This window comes from Pandoraea sp. ISTKB, assembly GCF_001721285.1.
Classification (GTDB): domain Bacteria; phylum Pseudomonadota; class Gammaproteobacteria; order Burkholderiales; family Burkholderiaceae; genus Pandoraea; species Pandoraea capi.
The window spans coordinates 35416-56975 of record NZ_MAOS01000051.1 but is presented as its reverse complement, the minus strand read 5'-3'; the positions used below and the strand labels follow the sequence as shown (position 1 = coordinate 56975).

Genomic DNA, 21560 nt, shown 5'->3' with positions numbered 1-21560 from the left:
TTTGGCGGAGCGGACGGGGCTCGAACCCGCGACCCCCGGCGTGACAGGCCGGTATTCTAACCAACTGAACTACCGCTCCCCAAGATCTGGAACTGGTGGGTGCTGAGGGGCTCGAACCCCCGACCTACGCCTTGTAAGGGCGCCGCTCTACCAACTGAGCTAAGCACCCGTTCCTGATTTTGTCTTGTTGTTACTGCCTCCTGCCGAAGCAGGAAAGCTGGTTAGTTTACATTATCTTTGAGATCTTTGCCAGGGCGAAATTTCGGAACCTTTGCCGCCTTGATCTTGATGGCTTCCCCAGTGCGAGGATTGCGACCCGTTCGGGCAGCGCGCTTCGTAACGTAAAAGGTGCCAAAGCCAACCAGCGTCACATCGTCACCTTTTTTCAGCGACTTCTTTACTGCACCCACCAATGCGTCAAGTGCTCGACCGGCAGCGGCTTTCGAAACGTCTGCCTCTTTTGCGATGTGATCGATCAGTTCCGTCTTATTCACTGTAACCCCCTTGCAAGGATAGTAGGCGATTGAGCCGCGGAGGCGCTCTTGATGCGCCTTGACATTGATCTGAAGGTCCGCTGGCTTTGCCATTAGACAAGCCGCAAACCCTGATGTCAAGCCGTTTTGCGGCCTCTGGACGGCATCGGAAGCACTCCTGAATCAATGCATTCCGGTCGCTATTTTCGAGCACTTTGTGTGAATAAAAAAAGCCCGGGGAAAACCCCGAGCTTTTTGCGCTTTTTTTCACCGGGCAGTGACCCGACCTGCGATCACTCACCCGATGAAAACAGCGATCAGTGCTTGATGACGTCCTGCTTGCCACCGGCATCCGCATTCGGCGTGACCGGTGCAGCCTTGGCTTCCTCTTCCGGCAGCGGCGTCGGCGCATGCTCCAGTGCGAGCTCCAGCACCTTGTCGATCCAGCGCACCGGCACGATCTCCAGCGCGTTCTTGACCGTGTCGGGAATCTCGGCGAGATCCTTCACGTTCTCTTCCGGAATCAACACCAGCTTGATACCGCCACGGTGAGCCGCAAGCAACTTCTCCTTGAGGCCGCCGATCGGCAGCACTTCGCCACGCAGCGTGATTTCGCCGGTCATCGCCACATCGGCACGCACCGGAATTCCGGTCAGCACCGACACGAGCGCCGTCGTCATCGCGATACCGGCAGACGGACCGTCCTTCGGTGTCGCGCCTTCGGGCACGTGAATGTGGATGTCCTTCTTCTCGAACTGTTCGTCGGTCACACCGAGGCGACGTGCGCGCGAACGCACCACCGAGCGGGCCGCTTCGACCGACTCCTTCATCACATCGCCGAGCGAACCCGTGCGAATGATGTTGCCCTTGCCCGGCATCAGCGCAGCTTCGATGGTCAGCAGATCGCCGCCCACTTCCGTCCACGCCAGACCCGTGACCTGGCCGATCTGGTTTTCCTTCATGGCCAGACCGAAGTCGAACTTGCGCACGCCCAGGAAGTTATCGAGGTTGCCCGCATCGACCTTGATCGACGAGCCATCGACCTTCTTGAGCAGCAACATCTTCACGACCTTGCGGCAGATCTTCGAGATCTCACGCTCAAGCGAACGCACGCCCGCTTCACGCGTGTAGTAACGAATGATGTCGCGAATCGCGGCTTCCGTCAGATCGATTTCGCCTTCCTTCAACCCGTTGTTCTTCTTCTGCTTCGGCAGGAGATAACGCTGGGCGATGTTGACCTTTTCGTCTTCCGTGTAGCCCGACAGGCGGATCACTTCCATACGGTCGAGCAGCGGCGCCGGAATGTTCAGCGAGTTCGACGTCGCCACGAACATCACGTCCGACAGATCGAAGTCGACTTCGACGTAGTGATCCGAGAACGTGTGGTTCTGTTCCGGATCGAGCACTTCGAGCAACGCCGAGCTGGGATCGCCGCGGAAGTCCATGCCCATCTTGTCCACTTCGTCGAGCAGGAACAGCGGGTTACGCACGGCGACCTTCGACAGGCTCTGAAGGATCTTGCCGGGCATCGAACCGATGTACGTGCGACGGTGACCGCGAATCTCGGCCTCGTCACGCACGCCGCCCAACGCCATGCGCACGAACTTGCGGTTCGTCGCACGCGCGATCGACTGACCGAGCGAGGTCTTGCCCACGCCGGGGGGCCCCACGAGGCACAGGATCGGCGCCTTCACCTTGTCCACGCGCTGTTGCACAGCAAGATACTCAAGGATACGTTCCTTGACCTTCTCGAGACCGAAGTGGTCTTCGTCGAGCACCTTCTCGGCGTTCGACAGGTCGTTGTTGACCTTGCTCTTCTTGCGCCACGGCAAACCGACCAGCGTGTCGATGTAGTTGCGCACGACCGTAGCTTCCGCCGACATCGGCGACATCAGCTTGAGCTTCTTGAGTTCGGCGTCGGCCTTCTTCTTGGCTTCCTTGGGCAAGTGCGCGGCCTTGATGCGCTTCTCGAGTTCTTCGAGATCCGCACCTTCCTCGCCTTCGCCAAGTTCCTTCTGGATCGCCTTGACCTGCTCGTTCAGGTAGTACTCGCGCTGGCTCTTTTCCATCTGACGCTTCACGCGGCCGCGGATGCGCTTTTCGACCTGAAGAATGTCGATCTCGCTTTCGAGCTGAGCCAGCAGATGCTCAAGACGTTCGATGACCGGGAACATCTCCAGAATCTTCTGCTTCTGCTCGAGCTTGAGCGGTAGATGCGCAGCGATGGTGTCAGCCAGACGACCCGCTTCGTCGATCCCCGACAGCGACGTCAGGATCTCCGGCGGAATCTTCTTGTTGAGCTTCACGTACTGATCGAACTGCGCGACGATCGCGCGACGCAGCGCCTCGGATTCCGGCGAGTTGCCGTCATCCGGTTCGAGCGGCATGACTTCCGACGTGAACTGGGTTTCCTCTTCGTCCACACTCAGGGTGCGGGCGCGCTGGATACCCTCGACCAGCACCTTGACGGTGCCGTCGGGCAATTTGAGCATTTGCAGGATGTTCGCCACGCAGCCGATCTCATAGAGATCCTTGGCCGTGGGCTCATCCTTGGCCGCGGCTTTCTGTGCGACCAGCATGATGTGCTTGCCGCCTTCCATCGCGGTTTCAAGCGCTTTAATCGATTTCGGACGCCCCACGAAAAGGGGAATCACCATGTGCGGAAACACGACCACGTCGCGCAGAGGCAACAGGGGCAGTTGAATCGCTTCGGGCGGGAGGATTTGGGTGCCTGACATCTCGTTCCCCATATTTAACGATACCGTTGTGTTCCAGCTAATTGAGGCCGCCGGCGAGAATTACAAGGGGCTGGACCAGCCCTTTCGCCAACAAGTTGCACCACTCGGGGTTTCATTGCCCGTGGCACTAGTATGAAGGAAAAAAAGCCGTCCATGTTTCCATGAACGGCTTAGGGTAGCGCTGAGTTGACCGTTCAATTGGAACCGGCAACCTTGGGCGACTCCTGATAGATCAAGAGCGGCTTTCCGTCGCCGCTGATCGCGTTCTCATCCAGGATCACTTTGGTTACCCCCTTGAGCGACGGCAACTCGTACATCACTTCCAGCAGCGCTTGTTCGATGATCGAACGCAGGCCGCGAGCGCCGGTCTTGCGCTTGATGGCCTTGCGAGCCACCGCGTGCAGCGCCGCCGGACGAATTTCCAGTTCCACGCCTTCCATCAGGAACAGGCGCTGATACTGCTTGACCAGTGCGTTCTTCGGTTCGATCAGGATCGTCACCAACGCTTCTTCGTCAAGCTTACCCAACGTGGCAACCACCGGCAGACGACCAATCAGCTCCGGAATCAGGCCGAACTTGATCAGATCTTCCGGTTCGACGTCGCGCAGCAGTTCGCCTGCGTCGCGCTCTTCACCGGTCTTCACCGTCGCACCGAAGCCGATACCGGTCTTCTCGGTACGGTTCATGATGATCTTTTCGAGACCATCGAACGCACCGCCGCAGATGAACAGGATATTCGTCGTGTCGACCTGGATGAAATCCTGGTTCGGGTGCTTGCGACCGCCCTGCGGGGGCACCGAAGCCATCGTGCCTTCGACCAGCTTGAGCAGCGCCTGCTGCACGCCTTCGCCCGACACGTCACGCGTAATCGACGGATTGTCCGACTTGCGGCTGATCTTATCGATTTCGTCGATGTAGACGATACCCTTCTGCGCCTGCTCGATCTCGTAGTTGCAGTTCTGCAGGAGCTTCTGAATGATGTTTTCGACGTCTTCACCCACGTAACCGGCTTCGGTCAGCGTGGTGGCGTCGGCAATCACGAAGGGCACGTTGAGCAGACGCGCGAGCGTTTGCGCGAGCAGCGTCTTGCCCGAACCGGTCGGCCCGATCAGCAAGATGTTGCTCTTGGAAAGCTCGACCTCGTCGCGCTTGTCGCCGAGGTGTTTCAATCGCTTGTAATGGTTGTAGACCGCAACGGCCAGAATCTTCTTGGCACGGTCCTGACCGATCACGTATTGATCGAGACTCTCGCGAATTTCCTGCGGAGACGGCAAATCGGACTTGGCGCCGCTGCCATTCTCGTCTTCGGCCGCTGCGGCCTCGTCGCGAATAATCTCGTTGCACAGATCAATGCACTCGTCGCAAATGAACACGGACGGACCTGCGATGAGCTTCTTGACCTCGTGCTGACTCTTTCCGCAGAAGGAGCAGTAGAGCAGCTTTTCGCCGTTGGAAGTGCTTTTTTTATCCACCATATCTGTGTCAGCCTGCTAGCAATTTGCGCCCCGGTCGTCCCCCGTCGGGGGCGGCAAACGCGGCATACGTGAATCCCATTGTAACGCCATGCCGTACGAGCGTGTGGCCCACTCGCGACAGCCATAAATTCCCTTTTACGACAAAGACTTGGCGCGATCACCCTGCTTCCCGAAACGAAAATGCCTGGTGTCGCGCCAACGATTTTGCCGTCAGGCGCCCCGAATTCGGGTCCGAATCAGGGACGCTTTTCGAGCACGCGATCGATCAACCCATACTCGACGGCATCGGCCGCCGACTTGAAGTTGTCGCGATCGGTGTCGCGCGCAATCACTTCGAGCGACTGTCCGGTATTCTCGGCCAGCAGACGATTCAACCGATCCTTGAGCAAAAGGATTTCCTTGGCGTGAATCTCGATGTCCGATGCCTGACCACGAGCGCCGCCCAGCGGCTGGTGGATCATGATGCGTGCGTTCGGCAGCGCGAAGCGCTTGCCCTTCTCACCGGCGGCGAGCAGGAAGGCGCCCATGCTGGCAGCCATACCGAGGCACAGCGTCGAGACCGGCGGCTTGATGAACTTCATCGTGTCGTAGATCGCCAGACCTGCCGAGACGGAACCGCCCGGCGAGTTGATGTACATCGAGATTTCCTTGTCAGGATTTTCGCTCTCGAGGAACAGCAATTGGGCGACGACGAGGTTGGCGCTTTGGTCGTTGACCTCGCCAACCATGAAAATGATGCGCTCCTTGAGGAGTCGCGAATAGATGTCGTAAGCGCGCTCACCACGACCACTTTGCTCGACGACCATCGGCACGAGGCCAAGGCCTTGCGTGTCGAGAGCGGAGTTGTGTGTCTGGGAGGCGAGTTGGGCGAGCAATTCGGAACGGGTAATCATATCGGTTCGACCCTTCTATCGAGATGGTTTTGCGCGCCGCAAGGAGGAAGCCCGGAGGCCATTTGGAAAAGAACCGCCACGGCCTTGCGGCCGCGGCGGTTCAGTCGGTCGTGTCGCGCCGATTAGGCTTGCGTGTTGCCGGCCAGCTCTTCGAAGCTAACTTGCTTGTCGGTCACCTTGGCCTTGCCAAGGACGAACTCGACCACGTTGTTCTCGACGACGAAACCTTCCATTTCCGCCATGCGCTGCTGATCGCCATAGTACCAGCGGACGACTTCTTGCGGGTCTTCGTAGCTCTTCGCGAACTCTTCGACTTCGGCCTTGATCTGGTCCGGCTTCGCTTGCAGGTCATTTTGCTTGACCAGCTCGGCCAGGATCAGACCCAGCTTCACGCGACGCTCGGCTTGTTCCTTGAACATTTCAGCCGGAATCGGCACATTGCCGGCGTTCGGCACGCCGCGTTGTGCGAGGTCCTGACGAGCCATGGCCACCAGACGCTCCTGATCCTGAGCAACCAGCGCGTTCGGCACGTCGAGTTCCGACACCGAGATCAGGGCGTTCATGACCTGATCCTTGAGGAGAGCCTGCGTGCGACGCTTCACTTCGCGCGACAGGTTTTCCTTGATGTCGGCGCGCATCTTTTCGATGCTGCCGTCGGCGATGCCGAGCGACTTGGCGAATTCGCCGTCGACTTCCGGCAGGTGCGCCCACTCGACCTTCTTGAGCGTGACGGTGAACGTGGCGGTCTTACCGGCCACTTCCTTGCCGTGGTATTCGTCCGGGAACTTCAGTTCGAATTCCTTCGACTCGCCGACCTTCAGGCCCAGCGTTGCCGTTTCGAATTCGGGGAGCATGCGGCCTTCGCCCAGCACGAAGACGAAGTCTTCGGCGCTGCCGCCTGCGAACACTTCACCGTCGATCTTGCCGACGAAGTCGACCGTCACGCGATCGCCGTCCTTGGCTTCGACCGAGCCGCCGTCGCCATGGGCGCCGGCTTCGCCGCGCACGTGGTAGTGCACGCGCTGCTTACGCAGGATGTCGATGGTGCGATCGATCTCGGCTTCCGAGACGTCGGTCGTGGTGCGGCTCACTTCGGCCGTGGCCAGATCGCCGATCTTCACTTCCGGATAGACTTCGAACGTGGCGTCGAATGCGTAATCGGTCGCAGCAGCATCAGCCTTCGGGGCGAAGCTCGGCTGACCGGCCACGCGCAGATCCTGTTCCTTGCTGACTTCGAAGAATTGCTGGCCGACCTTGTCGCTGACGACTTCGGCTTCGACCTGACCACCATACTGCTGGGTGACCATCTTCAGCGGCACCTTGCCCGGACGGAAGCCCGGCATACGGACCGTCTTCGACAGCTTCTGAATGCGCGCTGCAACTTCTTTTTCAACGTCCTGCTTCGGCAGGGTGATGGTAAAGCGACGCTCGAGCTTGCCGAGGTTTTCAACAGCGATAGTCATGAGGATATTCGTCCATCCAGAGGGTCGTTCTGTGTTGCGGCGAGGGAATGCCGCAAGCGGACCCTGTCAGTTAATCAACCTTGGGCCGGAACCGACGATACGACGCCGGCTTCCCTCCGCACCCGATAAATCGGGTTAGCGCCAAAACGGTCTTGCACATAAAGCGGGACATTCTAGCAAACTATTGTCCCGCCCCCAGACTTTCCGGCAGGAAAGCACGGAAATCAGACCTTTCCGTCCCTGCACAGGTTCAACGCGCGTTATTGCGCAAAGCCCCGGCCCGCTTGTCTCAGCCCAAGCTTTAGAGGATGCAATCCATAAATATCGCTTGGGAGACGTCCGCCAACCGCCTAGGATTCAATCGAACGTTTGAATGAAACATCGGTTCCTTGAGATGACGCGGCGTGGTGCCGTGTCTCACTGGAGATACGTCGTGAGTCCTCGCGCCCCAGCCGGCCGCCAAGCCGGCGACACAAAGCTGCGCATCCTCGATGCCGCGGAAGACCTGTTCATCGAATTCGGCTACGAAGCCATGTCGCTGCGTCAGATCACCTCGCGCGCCGAGGTCAATCTGGCCGCCGTCAACTACCACTTCGGCAGCAAGGAGACCTTGCTGCAAGCGATGCTCTCGCGCCGGCTCGACCGGCTCAACGACGAGCGTCTGGCGCTGCTCACCCGCGCCGAGGCCGAGTGGCCTGCGCCGAAGCTGACCTGCGAGCACGTGCTCGGCGCCATGTTCATCCCGGCACTGGCGATCTCCCATCATCGCGACATCGGCGGTCCGGCGTTCCTGCGACTGCTCGGGCGCGTGTACGCCGATCCTTCGCCTTTCATTCGCGACTATCTGCAACAGCATTACGCCCCGGTCTTCGAGCGCTTCTTCGAGGCTTTCGCGCGCGCGCTGCCGGAACTGCCGAGGCAGGAGCTTGGCTGGCGTCTTCATTTCGCCTTGCAGGCACTCTCCGGCGTGCTCGCCAGCAGCGACACGTCGCGGCTCATCGACACCTTCGCACAGGGCCAGCCGATGGGCGACCTGCAAGTCGTGGCAAGGCTGACCGCGCTCATGGTCGCCGCGCTCAAGGCGCCGATGCCGGGCGAAGAACAACTCGCAAGCTTCGCCGCCGTCTTTGCGCTGGCGAAGGACGCCGACGTCACACCGCCGCGTGAGGCAGGACAAGTGTCCGGCGCGTCGACGCCGCAAGCCAACGACGAGGGCCCGACGTCCGGCGGCCTGTCGCTCGCGAGCGCCTGATCCCGCCTGCCAGTGCCGCTGCACGAGACGCGCAGCGGTTTTGCCTCATCCGTCAGCACTGCGGGACAGTGGCATTGCAACGCCCCGAAGTTTCGAAATTCGACGCTTTACTCGAATTCCCGGCGCACCAATACATCGCCGAACGATCCAATAAAAACGCCGTCACCGATTCCAACTGCGCGCAACGCCAGCGAAATCCGGTAGACGGCATGAGGACGACAGCACGCACGCGCAACGCATTCGCCCATCGGGGTTTATGCGCTGCAGGACGGTAGCCGCGATGGCGCCTTCCGGCGAGCTGAACCCAAAGGGAGGAGAAAATGATGGTCGTATGGATTCTCGCGTTTGTCGTGGGCGTGAGCGCCCTGCTGTTCTATCGTGCGCACGCCTGGCAATGGCTGATGGCGACCGTGCTGTGGGTCGGCGCGGGCCTTGCCTGCGGGCTGACGGGCGTCGTCGCGACCGCCGTGCTAGGCATCGTCTTCGTACTGCCTGCCCTGATCCTGTCTATCGGCCCGCTGCGCCGCGCATGGATCACCGCGCCGATGCTCGCCAAATTCCGGACCATCATGCCGGAAATGTCGGACACCGAAAAAGATGCCATCGAGGCCGGCACTGTCTGGTGGGATGCCGACCTGTTCTCCGGCCGCCCGGACTGGAACAAGTTTTCCGCACTGCCCGCCCCGGCGCTCAGCGCCGACGAACAAGCCTTCATGGACAATCAGGTCGAGCACCTGTGCGACCTGTCCAACGACTGGGAGAGCACGCAAGTCTGGCAAGACCTGCCGCCCAAGGCGTGGCAATACGCAAAGGACGCCGGCTTTCTCGGCATGATCATCCCCAAGCGCTACGGTGGCCTTGAATTCTCCGCTTATGCGCACTCTCAGGTCGTGATGAAGCTGGCGTCGCGCTGCTCGGCCGCCGCTGTCTCGGTCATGGTGCCGAACTCGCTGGGTCCCGCGGAACTGCTGCTGCATTACGGCACCGAGGACCAGAAGAACTATTACCTGCCGCGTCTGGCCAAGGGCGAGGAGATTCCCTGCTTCGCCCTCACGAGCCCCTACGCCGGCTCGGACGCCGCCGCCATTCCTGACGTGGGCATCGTCTGCCGTGGCATGCATGAGGGACGCGAAACCTTGGGCTTTCGCGTCACCTGGAGCAAGCGCTATATCACGCTCGGCCCCATTGCGACGGTGCTCGGCCTCGCCTTTCGTGCGCTCGACCCGGACCATCTGCTGAGCGACGACGACGAACCCGGCATCACATGTGCGCTGATCCCGACGACGCATCCGGGCGTCGTCATCGGACGCCGTCACTGGCCGCTGAACGCCGTCTTCCAGAACGGCCCGAACTCCGGCAAGGACGTCTTCATTCCGCTGGAATGGGTGATCGGCGGACAGGCACAAGTCGGCAAGGGCTGGCGCATGCTCATGGAATGTCTGGCCGCCGGCCGCGCCATCTCGCTGCCCTCCTCCAACGTCGGCTACTCGAAGATTGCCGTGCGCGCGACTGGCGCCTACGCCGCCGTGCGCCGCCAGTTCCGCACCCCCATCGGCAAGTTCGAAGGCGTGCAGGAAGCGCTCGCGCGCATGGCCGGCAACCTGTATGCGATGGATGCCGCGCGTCGCATGGCCGCACTCGCCGTCGATCTCGGCGAGAAGCCGTCGGTGATCTCCGCCATTGCGAAGTATCACGTGACCGAGCGCGCACGGAAGGTCGTGAACGACGGCATGGACGTCGTTGCGGGCAAGGGCATCTGCATGGGCCCGAACAACTTCCTCGCACGCGCCTATCAGCAGATTCCGGTGTCGATCACCGTCGAAGGCGCGAACATCATGACGCGCTGCCTGATGATCTTCGGCCAGGGTGCGATTCGCTGCCATCCGTACGTGCTCAAGGAACTGGCCGCCGCGCAGACGACCGACGACACCGCCGCCGTACGCGCCTTCGACGATGCGCTCTTCGGCCATCTGACCTTCGTCACGAGCAACATCGTGCGTGGCGCGCTGCAAGGCATCACGCATGCCCGCTTCTCGGCCGTCCCGTCGAACGTCGCCCCCGAATTGCACGCGTACTATCGCGCCGCGAACCGCATGTCGACGCTGCTCGCCATTGCCGCCGACGTGTCGATGGCTGTCCTCGGCGGTTCGCTCAAGCGTCGCGAGAGCATTACCGGACGCCTCGGCGACATCCTCTCTCAGCTCTTCCTGCTCACGGCCACCCTCAAGCGCTTCGAAGACGAGGGCCGCCCCCAAGCCGACCTGCCGCTCGTGCACTGGGCCGCGCAGGACGCCCTCTGGCAAGCCCGTGAGGCGTTCGAAGGTGTGCTCGCAAACTACCCCTCGCGCGGCGTGGCGTGGTGGATGCATTGGAAGCTCATGCCGCTCGGCCTGCCGTATGCCAAACCGTCTGATGCGCTGGCCGCTCGCGTTGCCGAGATCATGCAGACGCCGGGCGACGCCCGCGAGCGCCTTATCGCCGGCAGTTACTCGCCGAGCCCCGAGGTCGACGATCTGGCCTACGGCGAAATCGTCTTCCAGATGACGCCGCAGGTCACCGTCATCGAGCAACGTCTGCGCACGGCGATCAAGGACGGCCGTCTGCCGGTCATGCCGCAGAGCCTGCCCGAATTCACCGCCTGGGTCGAGCACGCCGCGAAGCTGCAATTAGTGAGTGACGAGGAGCGACGTTTGCTGGCGCAGTACGCCGATTACGCCGCGAAAGCTGTCGCCGTCGACGACTTCCCGGCCGACTTCGGGCGCACGGCCGACATGCGACAAGCCCAGCAACAGACACCGGCAGACGAAGCACTCACGTCGTGAGTCCACACCGCTGACGATACCGCCGACACCGAACACCAAGAGGATTTGCGCGCCGTGACGACGTCCGACCGATACCTTGCCTTCGCCAACTCCGCGGTAGGTAGCCGCCTTGCCAACGCGCTCGGCCTGCCGCGCCCCGTGCCGCTGGAGCGCATGCCGGAATACGGCGATGACGTTGCCGAGGCGCGCCCCGTTGCCGCACCGCTGGCCGTCGTCGGCGGCGCGGGCGACGCGCCGCTGCTCCCCGGGCTCGCGCGTGAACTGCATTGGCTGGGCGTGCCGAGCCTCGCGCACGCCGAGCGGCTCGACTGGATCTCGTACGCCAACAAGGCAGGCACGATGAGCGGACGGTTCAACCCGAGCGAAGGCGTGCGCCCAAAGGCCTTGCTGTTCGACGCCAGCGCCATCGACAACACCGACGACCTGCGCGCGTTGTACGCCTTCTTCCACGACACCCTCGCCTCACTCGACCGATGCGGACGTGTGCTCGTACTGGGCTTGCCGCCGGCGATGGCCGCAACGCCGCAGGCCAGCACGGCGCAGCGGGCACTGGAAGGCTTCGTGCGCTCGCTCGCCAAAGAACTCAAGCGGGGTGCGACGGCGCAACTGCTCTATGTTGCCCCGCAGGCCCGCGAAGCCTTGCACTCGACCCTGCGCTTCTTCCTCTCCCCTCGCGCGGCTTACGTGAGCGGTCAGGCCGTCACGCTGCAAGACCCCGTGTTCGAGACGCCACCGATGCGCGACCAGCGCCCGCTCGCCGGACAGGTGGCTGTCGTGACCGGCGCGGCGCGTGGCATCGGTGAAGCCATCGCCACCGTGTTGGCGCGCGACGGCGCCCATGTGGTCTGCGTCGACATGCCTGCGGCACAGGACGCGCTCACGACCGTCGCCACCCGCCTCGACGGCAGCGCCTTGACGTGCGACATCGCCGCGCCCGAGGCGGCCGCCGTGCTGCTGGCGCATCTGTCGACGCATGCGCCGCACGGGCTGGACATTCTTGTGCATAACGCCGGCATCACGCGCGACAAGACGCTCGTTCGCATGAGCGACGCGCAGTGGCAAAGCGTGCTGGACATCAATGTCGGCGCGCCTCAGCGTCTCAACGCCGCGTTGCTCGACGCCGGCGTGCTGCGCACGAACAGCCGGATCGTGGGCGTGGCGTCGATCAGCGGCATTGCCGGCAATCGCGGGCAGACGAATTACGCCGCCTCCAAAGCGGCCGTGATCGGCATGGTCGAGGCGTGGGCGCCGGTGCTCGCCGGGCGGCAGATCAGCATCAATGCCGTCGCGCCCGGATTCATCGAGACGCAGATGACCGCCGCCGTGCCGTTCGCCATCCGCGAAGCCGGACGCCGTATGAACTCGCTCGGTCAGGGCGGTCAGCCGGTCGACGTCGCCGAGACCATCGCGTGGCTGGCGCATCCGGCCTCGGGCGCGCTGACCGGACAGGTCGTGCGCGTATGCGGTCAGAGCCTGCTCGGAGCCTGACGATGCCCAATGACCGAGCCGACCGCCCCGACATCGACGTCGTCCCCGTCCAGCGAGTGACACAAGTCACCTATCTGCCCTCGCCACTGCACCTGTATCTGCGCGCGCTGCTATCGTCGCGCAAATCCTCGCGGGCGCAGCCGATGCCCTTGCTGGCTTTCGAGCGCCGCAACGTGCCGCTCGATGCCGACGACATCGCCCGCTACGCACGTCTGTGCGGCTTTCGTGAGGCAGGCGGTGTACCGCCCACCTGGCCGCATCTGCTGGCGTTCCCGCTGCATATGCTGCTCATGACGGACCGCGCCTTTCCGTTCGCCATGCTCGGCATGGTCCATCTGGCCAATCGCATCCGGCAGCATGCCGCGCTCGCCGTCGGCGACCGTCTGACGCTCGACGTGCGCTGCGGCCCGCTTTACGCGCATGACAAGGGGCAGGTGTTCACCGTCGTCACCACGGCGCGACGGGACAACCGTGTCGTGTGGACGGGCGAGAGTCTGTACCTGAGGACCGGCGTTCACAACCCGCTCGGCGTGCCTTATCGATCCGAACTCAGTGCGCACGACACGCTGACCCGAGACGCCGCGTGGCCGGTCCCGGCGGACCTCGGCCGCCAGTACGCGCGCATCTCGGGCGACTACAACCCGATCCATCTGTGGCCGCTCACGGCGAAGCTGTTCGGCTTTCCGAGGCCGATCATCCACGGCATGTGGAGCTTCGCGAGAACACTCGCAGCCGTGTTGCCGCCCGACGCCGTCGACCTCGATCTCCTTGTGGAATTCAAGACGCCAGTGCTGCTCCCCGGCGACGTCACTTTCTGGCGCGCCGCAGACGCTGAACGCTTCGAACTGCGCGACGCTGCGGGCACTGTCCCGCATCTGCGCGGACGCTGGCAAACCCATGCCCCCTCGGCAACTGCCGCCACCCCGGATCTGACGAACCTGACGGACCTGACATGAGCGCCTTCAAACCTACCGCGCCCGCCCCTGCACTGCGCCGCGTCGCTATTCTTGGCGGCAATCGCATTCCGTTTGCACGCTCGAACACGGCCTACGCCACCGCATCGAATCAGGACATGCTCACGGCCGCGATTCAGGGCCTCGTCGACCGCTTCGATCTGCATGGTCAGACGCTGGGCGAAGTCGCCGCAGGCGCAGTCCTCAAGCACGCCCGCGACTTCAATCTCACGCGAGAGTCCGTGCTGTCGACCACGCTCGCCGCGCAAACGCCCGCCTACGACGTGCAGCAAGCCTGCGGCACAGGGTTGGAGACGGCCATCCTCACCGGCAACAAGATCGCCCTCGGGCAGATCGACGTGGCCATCGCTGGCGGTGTCGACACGGCATCGGACGCCCCCATCGGCGTCAACGAAAAGCTTCGCAAGATCCTGCTTGAAGCGAACCGTCAGCGCAGCACGGGCGGCAAGCTCGGCGCGCTGGCGAAGGTGCGTCCGGGCATGCTGTTCAGCCCGGCGTTGCCACGCAATGGCGAGCCGCGCACGGGCCTGTCGATGGGCGAGCATTGCGAGTTGATGGCCAAGCGCTGGGCGATCGAGCGCGCCGCACAGGACGAACTCACGCTCGCCAGCCACGAGCATCTGGCGCAAGCCTATGACCGTGGCTTTTTCCTCGATCTGATGACGCCGTTCCGGGGCCTGCAACGCGACAACAACCTGCGCCCCGAACTGACGCTCGAAAAGCTCGCGAGCCTCAAGCCGGTCTTCGATCGCAGCGCGACAGGCACGCTCACGGCGGGCAACTCGACCCCGCTGACCGACGGCGCGTCGTGTGTCCTCCTCGCGAGCGAGGACTGGGCGAAGGCCCACGACTTGCCGGTGCTCGCCTATCTGACGTACTCGCAGACGGCTGCCGTCGACTTCTTCAATGCCGACGAGTCGCAACGCGAAGGGCTGCTGATGGCCCCCGCCTACGCGGTGCCGCGCATGCTGGCGCAGGCCGGACTCACGTTGCAGGACTTCGATTTCTACGAGATTCACGAGGCGTTCGCAGCGCAGGTGCTGTGCACGTTGAAAGCCTGGGAAGACCCCACGTACTGCCGCGACAAGCTCGGACTGGCCGCGCCGCTGGGCAGTATCGACCGTCAGCGTCTCAATGTGAACGGCAGCTCGCTCGCCTGCGGCCACCCGTTCGCAGCGACCGGCGGGCGCATTCTCGCCACGCTCGCCAAGCTGCTCGCGCAACGCGGTGGCGGACGCGGCCTCATCTCCATCTGCGCCGCCGGCGGTCAGGGCGTGGTGGCCATGCTGGAACGATAACAACCATAACAACCATAACAACGATTGCGACGATAAAAAAACGTGTAGACATATCAAAGGAGACAACGATGGATCAAGCCGTCCAGCAGGAACGTGTGTGGCTCAACGCCTATCCTCCCGGCGTTCCCGCCGACATCGACGTGAATCGCTACACGTCGCTCGTGCAGGCCTTCGACGAATGGATCGGGAAGTATCGCGAGCGCATTGCGTTCGTGAGCCTCGGCAGTGAAATCAGTTACGCCGAAGTGTCCCGTCAGGCGTACGCGTTCGCTGCGTGGCTACAGGCGCAAGGCGTGAAAAAGGGCGAGCGCGTCGCGCTCATGATGCCCAACTGCTTCCAGTATCCGATCTGCCTGTTCGGCACCCTCATCGCCGGCGCCGTGGTCGTCAACGTCAACCCGCTGTACACGGCCCGCGAGCTGAAGCATCAGTTGAACGACAGCGGCGCGCAGACCATCGTCGTCTTCGAAAACTTCGCGAAGACCTTGCAGGATGCGATCGACGGCACGCCAGTACGCAACGTACTCGTCACGCAGATCGGCGATTTGCTGGGCCCGGGCATCAACGCCAAGGGGCGTGCGGTCAACTTCCTCATGCGCCACATCGCCAAACAGGTGCCGGCCTACGATCTTCCCCAAGCGATCCCGCTGCGCCGCGCGCTGACCGAAGGTGCTGCCCTGAAAGCCGCACCGGTGCCGCTCGTCCGCGAAGACCTCGCCTTCCTCCAATACACAGGCGGCACCACCGGCGTTGCCAAAGGCGCCATGCTTTCGCACGGCAACGTGCTGGCGAACCTGTTGCAGACCGAGGCGTGGGCCGCCGATCAGCTCGATGGCGATATCGAAGTGAATCTGTCGTTGCTGCCGATGTATCACATTCTTTCGCTCACGCTGAACTGCCTCGTCTTCATGAGCCTCGGCGGACGCAACATCCTGATTGCGAATCCGCGCGACGTGAAAAAGGTCGTGTACATCATTCGCAACGAAACCTTTACGGGTGTGACGGGGGTGAACACACTGTTCAACGGTCTGCTCGACAACCCGGATTTCTGTGCGCGCGACTTCTCAAAACTGAAGCTCTCGCTTGCGGGCGGCATGGCGACCCAGCGCGCGATTGCCGAGCGCTGGAAACAGGTTACGGGCAAGCCGATCATCGAAGGCTATGGCCTGACCGAATGCTCCCCGATCGTCACGATGAATCCGGTCGATATCGCACACATGGACGCTTTCGACTTCACCGGCTCCATCGGTCTGCCCGCACCGTCGACCGACGTGCGTTTCAAGCGCGACGACGGCACCTGGGCCGACATCGGCGAGCCGGGTGAGCTGTGCGTTCGAGGCCCGCAGGTCATGAGCGGCTACTGGAATCGTCCTGAGGAGACGGCAAAGACGTTCGACGCCGATGGCTGGCTGCTCACGGGCGACATCGGCATCATGGACGAGCACGGCTATGTGCGGCTGATCGATCGCAAGAAGGACATGATTCTCGTCTCGGGTTTCAACGTTTATCCGAACGAGATCGAGGACGTGGTGATGCTTCACCCGGGGGTGCGCGAGGCTGCGGTCGTGGGCGTGCCCGATCCGGTGGCGGGCGAGCGCGTGAAACTCGTGGTCGTCGCGAAGGATCCGCTGCTGAGCCCCGAGGACCTGGCGACACACTGTCGCAAGCATCTGACCGGCTACAAGGTGCCGCGCATCATCGAGTTCCGGCAGGGCGAGTTGCCCAAGACGACCGTCGGCAAGATCCTGCGGCGCGAACTTCGCGATCCTGCGCCGACCTCGGCCGCGTCGACGCCGTTTGCGGGGAGGTAACGCGATGCCCCGCCACTCTGCTTCACTTGGGCGTCGTCAGGTTTGTCGCGTCGGCCACGGCGCACGCGACCTCGGTCGCATGGCGCTGACGCTTGCGCTGATGCCGACGGCGCTCGTTGCCGGTGTTGTGTGTGCGCTGGGTACGGTGGCGGCGTCGCCTGCCGTCGCTCAGACCAGCGCCGCCCCTCCTGCGGCCTCAGCGACCTCAGCGGAGAGCCCCGTCAGCGCGTCTGCCAATGTTGCCGGTGCCGCCAGTGCAGACGCCGACGTCGCCAAACTGGCCGCCCTGCCCGTCGCCGCACAAACACAGTGGCTCTCGCGAACGATCAAGACCGGTGAGTTGGCGAAGATGCGCGACGACCAGATCGTCGCGTATGTGCAAGCCATCGCACCGGACGCCCTCGTGCGTTTCCTGAAGGCCGAGTCCGCCGCCCTGCCCGAGTATCAATACGAACTGACACGCCACGAACGCATCAACGACCAGTGGCAGACCACGCCCGATCGCATGCTCGTGAAGATTCGCGAAAACCCGTTGCAGGTGTACGCGAAATGGCTGCCCGATGGCGCCCATGCGGGTCAGGAGATCCTTTACGACGAGACGAAGCGGCCGAAGGAAATGTACGGCCATCTTGGCGGCATTCTGGGCTTTACGTCGATCTGGAGCAGTATCGACGGCACACTCGCACGCTCACAGTCGAACCACACCGTGCGCGATCTGGGCTTCGGCTTCATCGCGGAACAGATTGCACACGACGGTAGGAGCTTCCGGGCAGCGGGACTCAGCGGGAAGCCCGCCAAAATATCGGTTTCCGAAGTGAATGGTGTTCGCTTGCTGGCGCTGGAGTGGAATGCGCCCTCCGGGCCGCCGCAGCATTACGCCAACAAGTCGCGCTTGCTGCTGGACCTGAAGACAGGCAGGCCGCGCGGTATCGAGGCGTGGGATGCCTCCGGTCAGAAGACCGAGGAAATGCGCTTCGAGAAAGTTCGCAAGGAACAGTGGACAGACGCGACCTTCGATCCGAAAAACCCCGACTACAAGTTCTGAGCGGCGCGGCGGCACACTGAGAGGAAAAGCGACGACGAAAGCCCGCCACCCTTTCTCCAGGGTGGCGGGCTTTCGCGTATTCGCACATCCGGCGACTACCCGCCGGCGGCGCCATGCAGCGCCTGCCGACATCGCTAACCGTTCAGGTCTGCGGCAGTTCGATCTTCACTTCGAGCACTTCCAGGTTGTCCTGATGCTCGACGCTGACCTTGATGTCGTCTTGCGCGATTTTCACGTACTTGGAGATGACGGCGACCAGCTCGCGTTGCAGTGCCGGCAGGTAATCGGCCGGCGGCGACGAGCCCGCGCGTTCGTGCGCCAGAATGATTTGCAGGCGCTCTTTGGCAACGGCGGCGGTCTTTTTCTTCTCCCCCAGGAGGAAAGACAGGAAGGACATGGGCGCTCCTTACTTCGAGCCGAAAATGCGCTGCAACAGGCCCGGCTTTTGATAGTCGGTAAAGCGCATGGGCTTGTCTTCGCCCTTGAATCGGCTCACCACGTCGCGATACGCGTCGGCCACGTCCGTGCCGTCCAGATGGATGGCGGGCGTACCCTGGTTCGAGGCATGGAGCACCGACTCCGACTCCGGAATCACGCCGATGAGCTTGATTCGCAGAATTTCCTGAATGTCTTCCAGCGACAGCATCTGACCGTCGTTCACACGCTTCGGGTTGTAACGGGTAATGAGCAGATGCTCCTTGATCGGCTCGCTGCCTTCGATGGCACGCTTCGTCTTCGACGACAGAATGCCCAGAATGCGGTCCGAATCGCGCACCGACGACACTTCGGGGTTCGTCACCACGAGCGCCTCGTCGGCGAAATGCATCGCGAGCAGCGCACCCGACTCGATACCGGCCGGCGAATCGCACACGATGTATTCAAAGCCCATGTCGGCGAGGTCCTTGATGACCTTTTCGACGCCAGCTTGCGTGAGCGCATCTTTATCACGCGTTTGCGAGGCGGGCAGGATGAACAGGTTCTCGCAGGACTTGTCCTTGATGAGCGCCTGATTGAGGTTCGCTTCGCCCTGAATCACGTTGATCAGGTCGTACACCACGCGGCGCTCGCAACCCATGATCAGATCGAGATTGCGCAGGCCGACGTCGAAATCGATGACTGCCGTCTTGTGCCCCTGCAAGGCGAGGCCGGCGGAAAAGCTGGCGCTGGTCGTCGTCTTGCCGACACCACCCTTGCCAGAGGTCACCACAATCACTTTTGCCATCTGTCGATGCCTTCCCAAACTTGAGGATGAAATTAGCTACGAATCATTTGAGCCCGAGGGGCTCGAAAATCAGTTTGTCGTCTACCAGCCGCACCTGCACCGACCGCCCCTGCACGTCAGGCGGCAGCGCATATTCGCCAGTTCGGTAAATCCCGGCGATGGAAATCAGCTCGGGCTCCAGACAGGTACAGAAGATGCGCGCATCGAGCTTGCCCTTCACACCTGCCAGTGCCCGCCCCCGCAGCGGCGCGTAAATGTGAATATTACCTTCCGCGATCACCTCGGCCCCATAACTGACAAGATCGAGGATGATCAGATCGCCCTTCGCATAGACCTGCTGGCCCGAACGCAGCGGTTTGTCGATGATGGTCGACGGAATTACGGAGGCCTCGGCTACGACCGGCGTCGGCGCTGTCTGGGCTGACTCGACGGCCGTTTCGGGCGCGCCTTCGCCCTCGCGCCCCTCGCGGCTCGCACGCGGTGCACGGCGCTCGTGACGCTCCTGACTGTCCAGTCGCGGCAAACCGCCCACCACCGCCCAATCGGTTTGCTCGGTGTTGGCGACCACGCCGATCGGCTTCATGCGGAATTCGGCCAGCATTTCGGCCAACGCGGGCACGGCCACGCGTTCGTCACCGGCCAGACGCCGTACGTCGATGGCGACCGTGTCGCCAGCAAAAAACTCCGGGGTCGCTTCGAAACGTTGCGCCAACTCGGTGCGCAAGGTATCCAGTTCAGGCGTCTTGACAACGAAATGCAGGGTATCTACGGCACCGCTGCGTAACTCGAAGTACGGCGTTTTCTTTTGCGGCATGTCAGGTTGGTGTGCGCGAATTGCTGGCAAATTGGGCCATTCTACCGTCCCTTCGGCCCCAGCAAACCGCTAATAAGCAGGGCATCACCGCAAATTGCCTAAAAATCGTCATTGCTGCATCGCAATATGACACTGCATTTTGTATACGTTAGATGCGTTGCGAAATGCTAGACGATTGACATGCCAATGTCATCACCACGGCCTATCCTGTGCGTGGGAAAGTCCACCACGAGAAGTGCTGCACAGCAGCATCGAAAATACGAATTTTGTCGCGCAAGCGTCTTTTTCGTGACCTATCCTTAAAGTCCCTGACGAGGGACCCCCCTGTGGAACCGCAAACCGGGAGACGAAGATGCTGAGTCATCATGAATTTGCCACCCTGATGCTGGTCAAGGAAGCTCCGGAGCAAGTGGAGCTGGATCGCCCGGACCTCGAATCGTTGCTCGAGAGCAAACTGATCGAGTGGGAAGAGTTGGAAGCGGGGAAGAAGTCGCCGCGTCTGACCGTCCAGGGCAAGTACTTCCTTCAGGCCGTTGCCTGAGCGCCCAGCCAGTTGTTAAGGTGTCTTTAGTCGCAAAAAAGCCCGCCGGAAGGCGGGCTTTTCATTGGTCCTGAACGTTTTCCGAAATCCTTTCCCAGAAACGCCCCCCGACCGTCGGCACGGTTCAGCCGTGCCGGACATCACGACGGTGGCGACGCCAGGTATGGCGTGCCGCCGGGTGCTCCTTGCACCAGTTGCGATCTGCCAGCCAGGCCACCGCTGCACCGACGACCAGCGCGATCACAAACATCCCAATCAAGCTCCCTGTAAGCATAGCGGCCTCCTAACTTCGATATGGCGGGATGGCACGATTTCATTCTAGGCAATCCCTATCGAAATAGGTACCCGAAAGTGATTCGGGTATACCGCGTTTGCGTGACGGAAAAATGTACGCAAGATCAGGCCCCGGAAGATGCCGCAATGCAGCATCCTCCGGCCTTTCCACGGCTTGGCAGAGCGCTTCGACGGGACGTCAGGCGATCGCACCGCCAGCGTCGATGAGCACCGTTGAGCCCGTCGCGCTCGGCGTGCCGGCGAGATAGAGAATCGTATTCGCCACGTCCTCGGCCGCCACCACCCGACGCGCCGGAAGCCGTTGCGCTGCATTGAGATACATCGCCTCCCGATCCGCCTCGGGCAGTTTGTCCCACAACGGTGTGACCGTCAGTCCCGGCGATACCGTGTTGACACGCACCGGCGAGATTTCGAGCGCCAGCCCGCGCCCTAGCGCTTCGACGGCGGCGTTGATCGCACCCTGCACGACCGACGACGTATTGGGTCGTACGCTCAGGTAACCCGAGGTCAGCGTGAGCGAACCGCCGTCTTCGATGCGCGCAAACCTGGCAACGTGATACGTCCCCCAGAACTTGCTGTCGAATGCGGCGTGCGCGTCTTCCAGCGACAACTTGCGCACCTGTCCGGTGGGCGTTTGTGCGGCGGAAATCACGACATGCTGCCACGGCGCATGCTCGGCAAAGAATCGTTCGACGGCCGCCGCGTCGCCGGTATCGAGTACCACGGCACGGGCAGTATTGCCGATAGTCGCGAGCGCGTCGTCGAGCTTTGCCTGACTGCGCGAAGCGATCGTGACGGCCGCGCCTGCCTTGGCAAACGCTTGCGCCGCTGCACGGCCGATACCGGAACTGCCGCCGATCACGAGCACGCGCTGACCTTCGAAATTGAACATGGTGTGACTCCAGAATGAGAACGAAGCATGAGGGGGAAACCGCGCCACCACCGAACCCTCGGTGA

Annotated in this window: 18 protein-coding genes and 2 tRNA genes; 8 read left to right on the top strand and 12 right to left on the bottom strand. The window is 62.2% G+C overall.

The genetic code is table 11. The annotated features are described in order from the left end of the window. Positions 1-2 precede the first annotated feature (2 nt). The 7 genes from A9762_RS20080 to tig form a co-directional block, all read right to left on the bottom strand. Positions 3-79: transfer RNA gene (locus A9762_RS20080), tRNA-Asp, on the bottom strand. Between the two features lie 14 nt (positions 80-93). Further along, positions 94-169 (bottom strand) — tRNA-Val (locus A9762_RS20075). Positions 170-221: 52 nt separating this feature from the next. Continuing rightward, on the bottom strand, positions 222-494 hold the full coding sequence (locus A9762_RS20070; protein ID WP_069343783.1) for an HU family DNA-binding protein: 273 nt from the start codon (positions 492-494) through the stop codon (positions 222-224). Between the two features lie 296 nt (positions 495-790). Next, complete coding sequence (gene lon / locus A9762_RS20065) at positions 791-3211, bottom strand: endopeptidase La (protein ID WP_069343782.1); 2421 nt, start codon at positions 3209-3211, stop codon at positions 791-793. A gap of 194 nt (positions 3212-3405) precedes the next feature. Then, entirely contained in the window at positions 3406-4686 is a 1281-nt protein-coding gene (gene clpX / locus A9762_RS20060) for an ATP-dependent Clp protease ATP-binding subunit ClpX (protein ID WP_069343777.1), read from the bottom strand. Positions 4687-4922: 236 nt separating this feature from the next. Then, positions 4923-5576 carry an ATP-dependent Clp endopeptidase proteolytic subunit ClpP gene (gene clpP, locus A9762_RS20055; protein ID WP_044458178.1) on the bottom strand — a complete coding sequence of 218 codons (654 nt, stop codon included), beginning with the start codon at positions 5574-5576 and terminating at the stop codon, positions 4923-4925. Positions 5577-5701: 125 nt separating this feature from the next. Next, positions 5702-7042: a trigger factor gene (gene tig, locus A9762_RS20050; protein WP_069343776.1), complete on the bottom strand. Its 1341-nt coding sequence runs from the start codon at positions 7040-7042 to the stop codon at positions 5702-5704. A gap of 433 nt (positions 7043-7475) precedes the next feature. Between tig and A9762_RS20045 the strand changes: the two genes are divergently transcribed. The 7 genes from A9762_RS20045 (at position 7476) to A9762_RS20015 (ending at position 17732) form a co-directional block, all read left to right on the top strand. Next, positions 7476-8294 carry a TetR/AcrR family transcriptional regulator gene (locus A9762_RS20045; RefSeq protein ID WP_083254126.1) on the top strand — a complete coding sequence of 273 codons (819 nt, stop codon included), beginning with the start codon at positions 7476-7478 and terminating at the stop codon, positions 8292-8294. Between the two features lie 323 nt (positions 8295-8617). Then, on the top strand, positions 8618-11116 hold the full coding sequence (locus A9762_RS20040; protein WP_069343781.1) for an acyl-CoA dehydrogenase: 2499 nt from the start codon (positions 8618-8620) through the stop codon (positions 11114-11116). Between the two features lie 54 nt (positions 11117-11170). Then, complete coding sequence (locus A9762_RS20035; protein ID WP_069343780.1) at positions 11171-12604, top strand: 3-oxoacyl-ACP reductase; 1434 nt, start codon at positions 11171-11173, stop codon at positions 12602-12604. A gap of 2 nt (positions 12605-12606) precedes the next feature. Continuing rightward, entirely contained in the window at positions 12607-13560 is a 954-nt protein-coding gene (locus A9762_RS20030; protein WP_069343775.1) for a MaoC/PaaZ C-terminal domain-containing protein, read from the top strand. Further along, on the top strand, positions 13557-14876 hold the full coding sequence (locus A9762_RS20025) for an acetyl-CoA C-acetyltransferase (RefSeq protein WP_069343774.1): 1320 nt from the start codon (positions 13557-13559) through the stop codon (positions 14874-14876). Before A9762_RS20030 ends, A9762_RS20025 begins: the two co-directional genes overlap by 4 nt. A gap of 68 nt (positions 14877-14944) precedes the next feature. Continuing rightward, a complete protein-coding gene (locus tag A9762_RS20020; protein ID WP_069343773.1) occupies positions 14945-16687 on the top strand; it encodes an AMP-binding protein in 1743 nt (580 codons plus the stop codon). Between the two features lie 4 nt (positions 16688-16691). Continuing rightward, positions 16692-17732, top strand: coding sequence for a DUF1571 domain-containing protein (locus tag A9762_RS20015; protein WP_083254125.1), 1041 nt, complete (start codon positions 16692-16694; stop codon positions 17730-17732). Between the two features lie 142 nt (positions 17733-17874). Here A9762_RS20015 and minE read toward each other — a convergent pair whose 3' ends face one another. Genes minE through minC form a run of 3 tightly spaced genes read right to left on the bottom strand, consistent with a single transcriptional unit; the run spans position 17875 to position 19768 of the window. Further along, a complete protein-coding gene (gene minE / locus A9762_RS20010; RefSeq protein WP_010808102.1) occupies positions 17875-18129 on the bottom strand; it encodes a cell division topological specificity factor MinE in 255 nt (84 codons plus the stop codon). Between the two features lie 9 nt (positions 18130-18138). After that, complete coding sequence (minD, locus tag A9762_RS20005; protein ID WP_069343771.1) at positions 18139-18954, bottom strand: septum site-determining protein MinD; 816 nt, start codon at positions 18952-18954, stop codon at positions 18139-18141. A 43-nt stretch (positions 18955-18997) separates the two neighbouring features. After that, positions 18998-19768, bottom strand: a complete 771-nt coding sequence (gene minC / locus A9762_RS20000) for a septum site-determining protein MinC (RefSeq protein ID WP_069343770.1) — start codon at positions 19766-19768, stop codon at positions 18998-19000. 352 nt (positions 19769-20120) lie between these two features. On the opposite strand from minC, the gene A9762_RS19995 reads away from it, so the two are divergent. Next, a complete protein-coding gene (locus A9762_RS19995) occupies positions 20121-20309 on the top strand; it encodes a hypothetical protein (protein ID WP_044456015.1) in 189 nt (62 codons plus the stop codon). 124 nt (positions 20310-20433) lie between these two features. On the opposite strand, the gene A9762_RS28955 is transcribed toward A9762_RS19995, so the two are convergent. Next, on the bottom strand, positions 20434-20583 hold the full coding sequence (locus tag A9762_RS28955) for a hypothetical protein (protein ID WP_170836285.1): 150 nt from the start codon (positions 20581-20583) through the stop codon (positions 20434-20436). A 198-nt stretch (positions 20584-20781) separates the two neighbouring features. Beyond that, the gene (locus A9762_RS19990) at positions 20782-21495 is read right to left on the bottom strand and encodes an SDR family oxidoreductase (RefSeq protein ID WP_069343769.1); all 714 of its coding nucleotides are present in this window, start codon (positions 21493-21495) and stop codon (positions 20782-20784) included. Between the last annotated feature and the right edge of the window lie 65 nt (positions 21496-21560).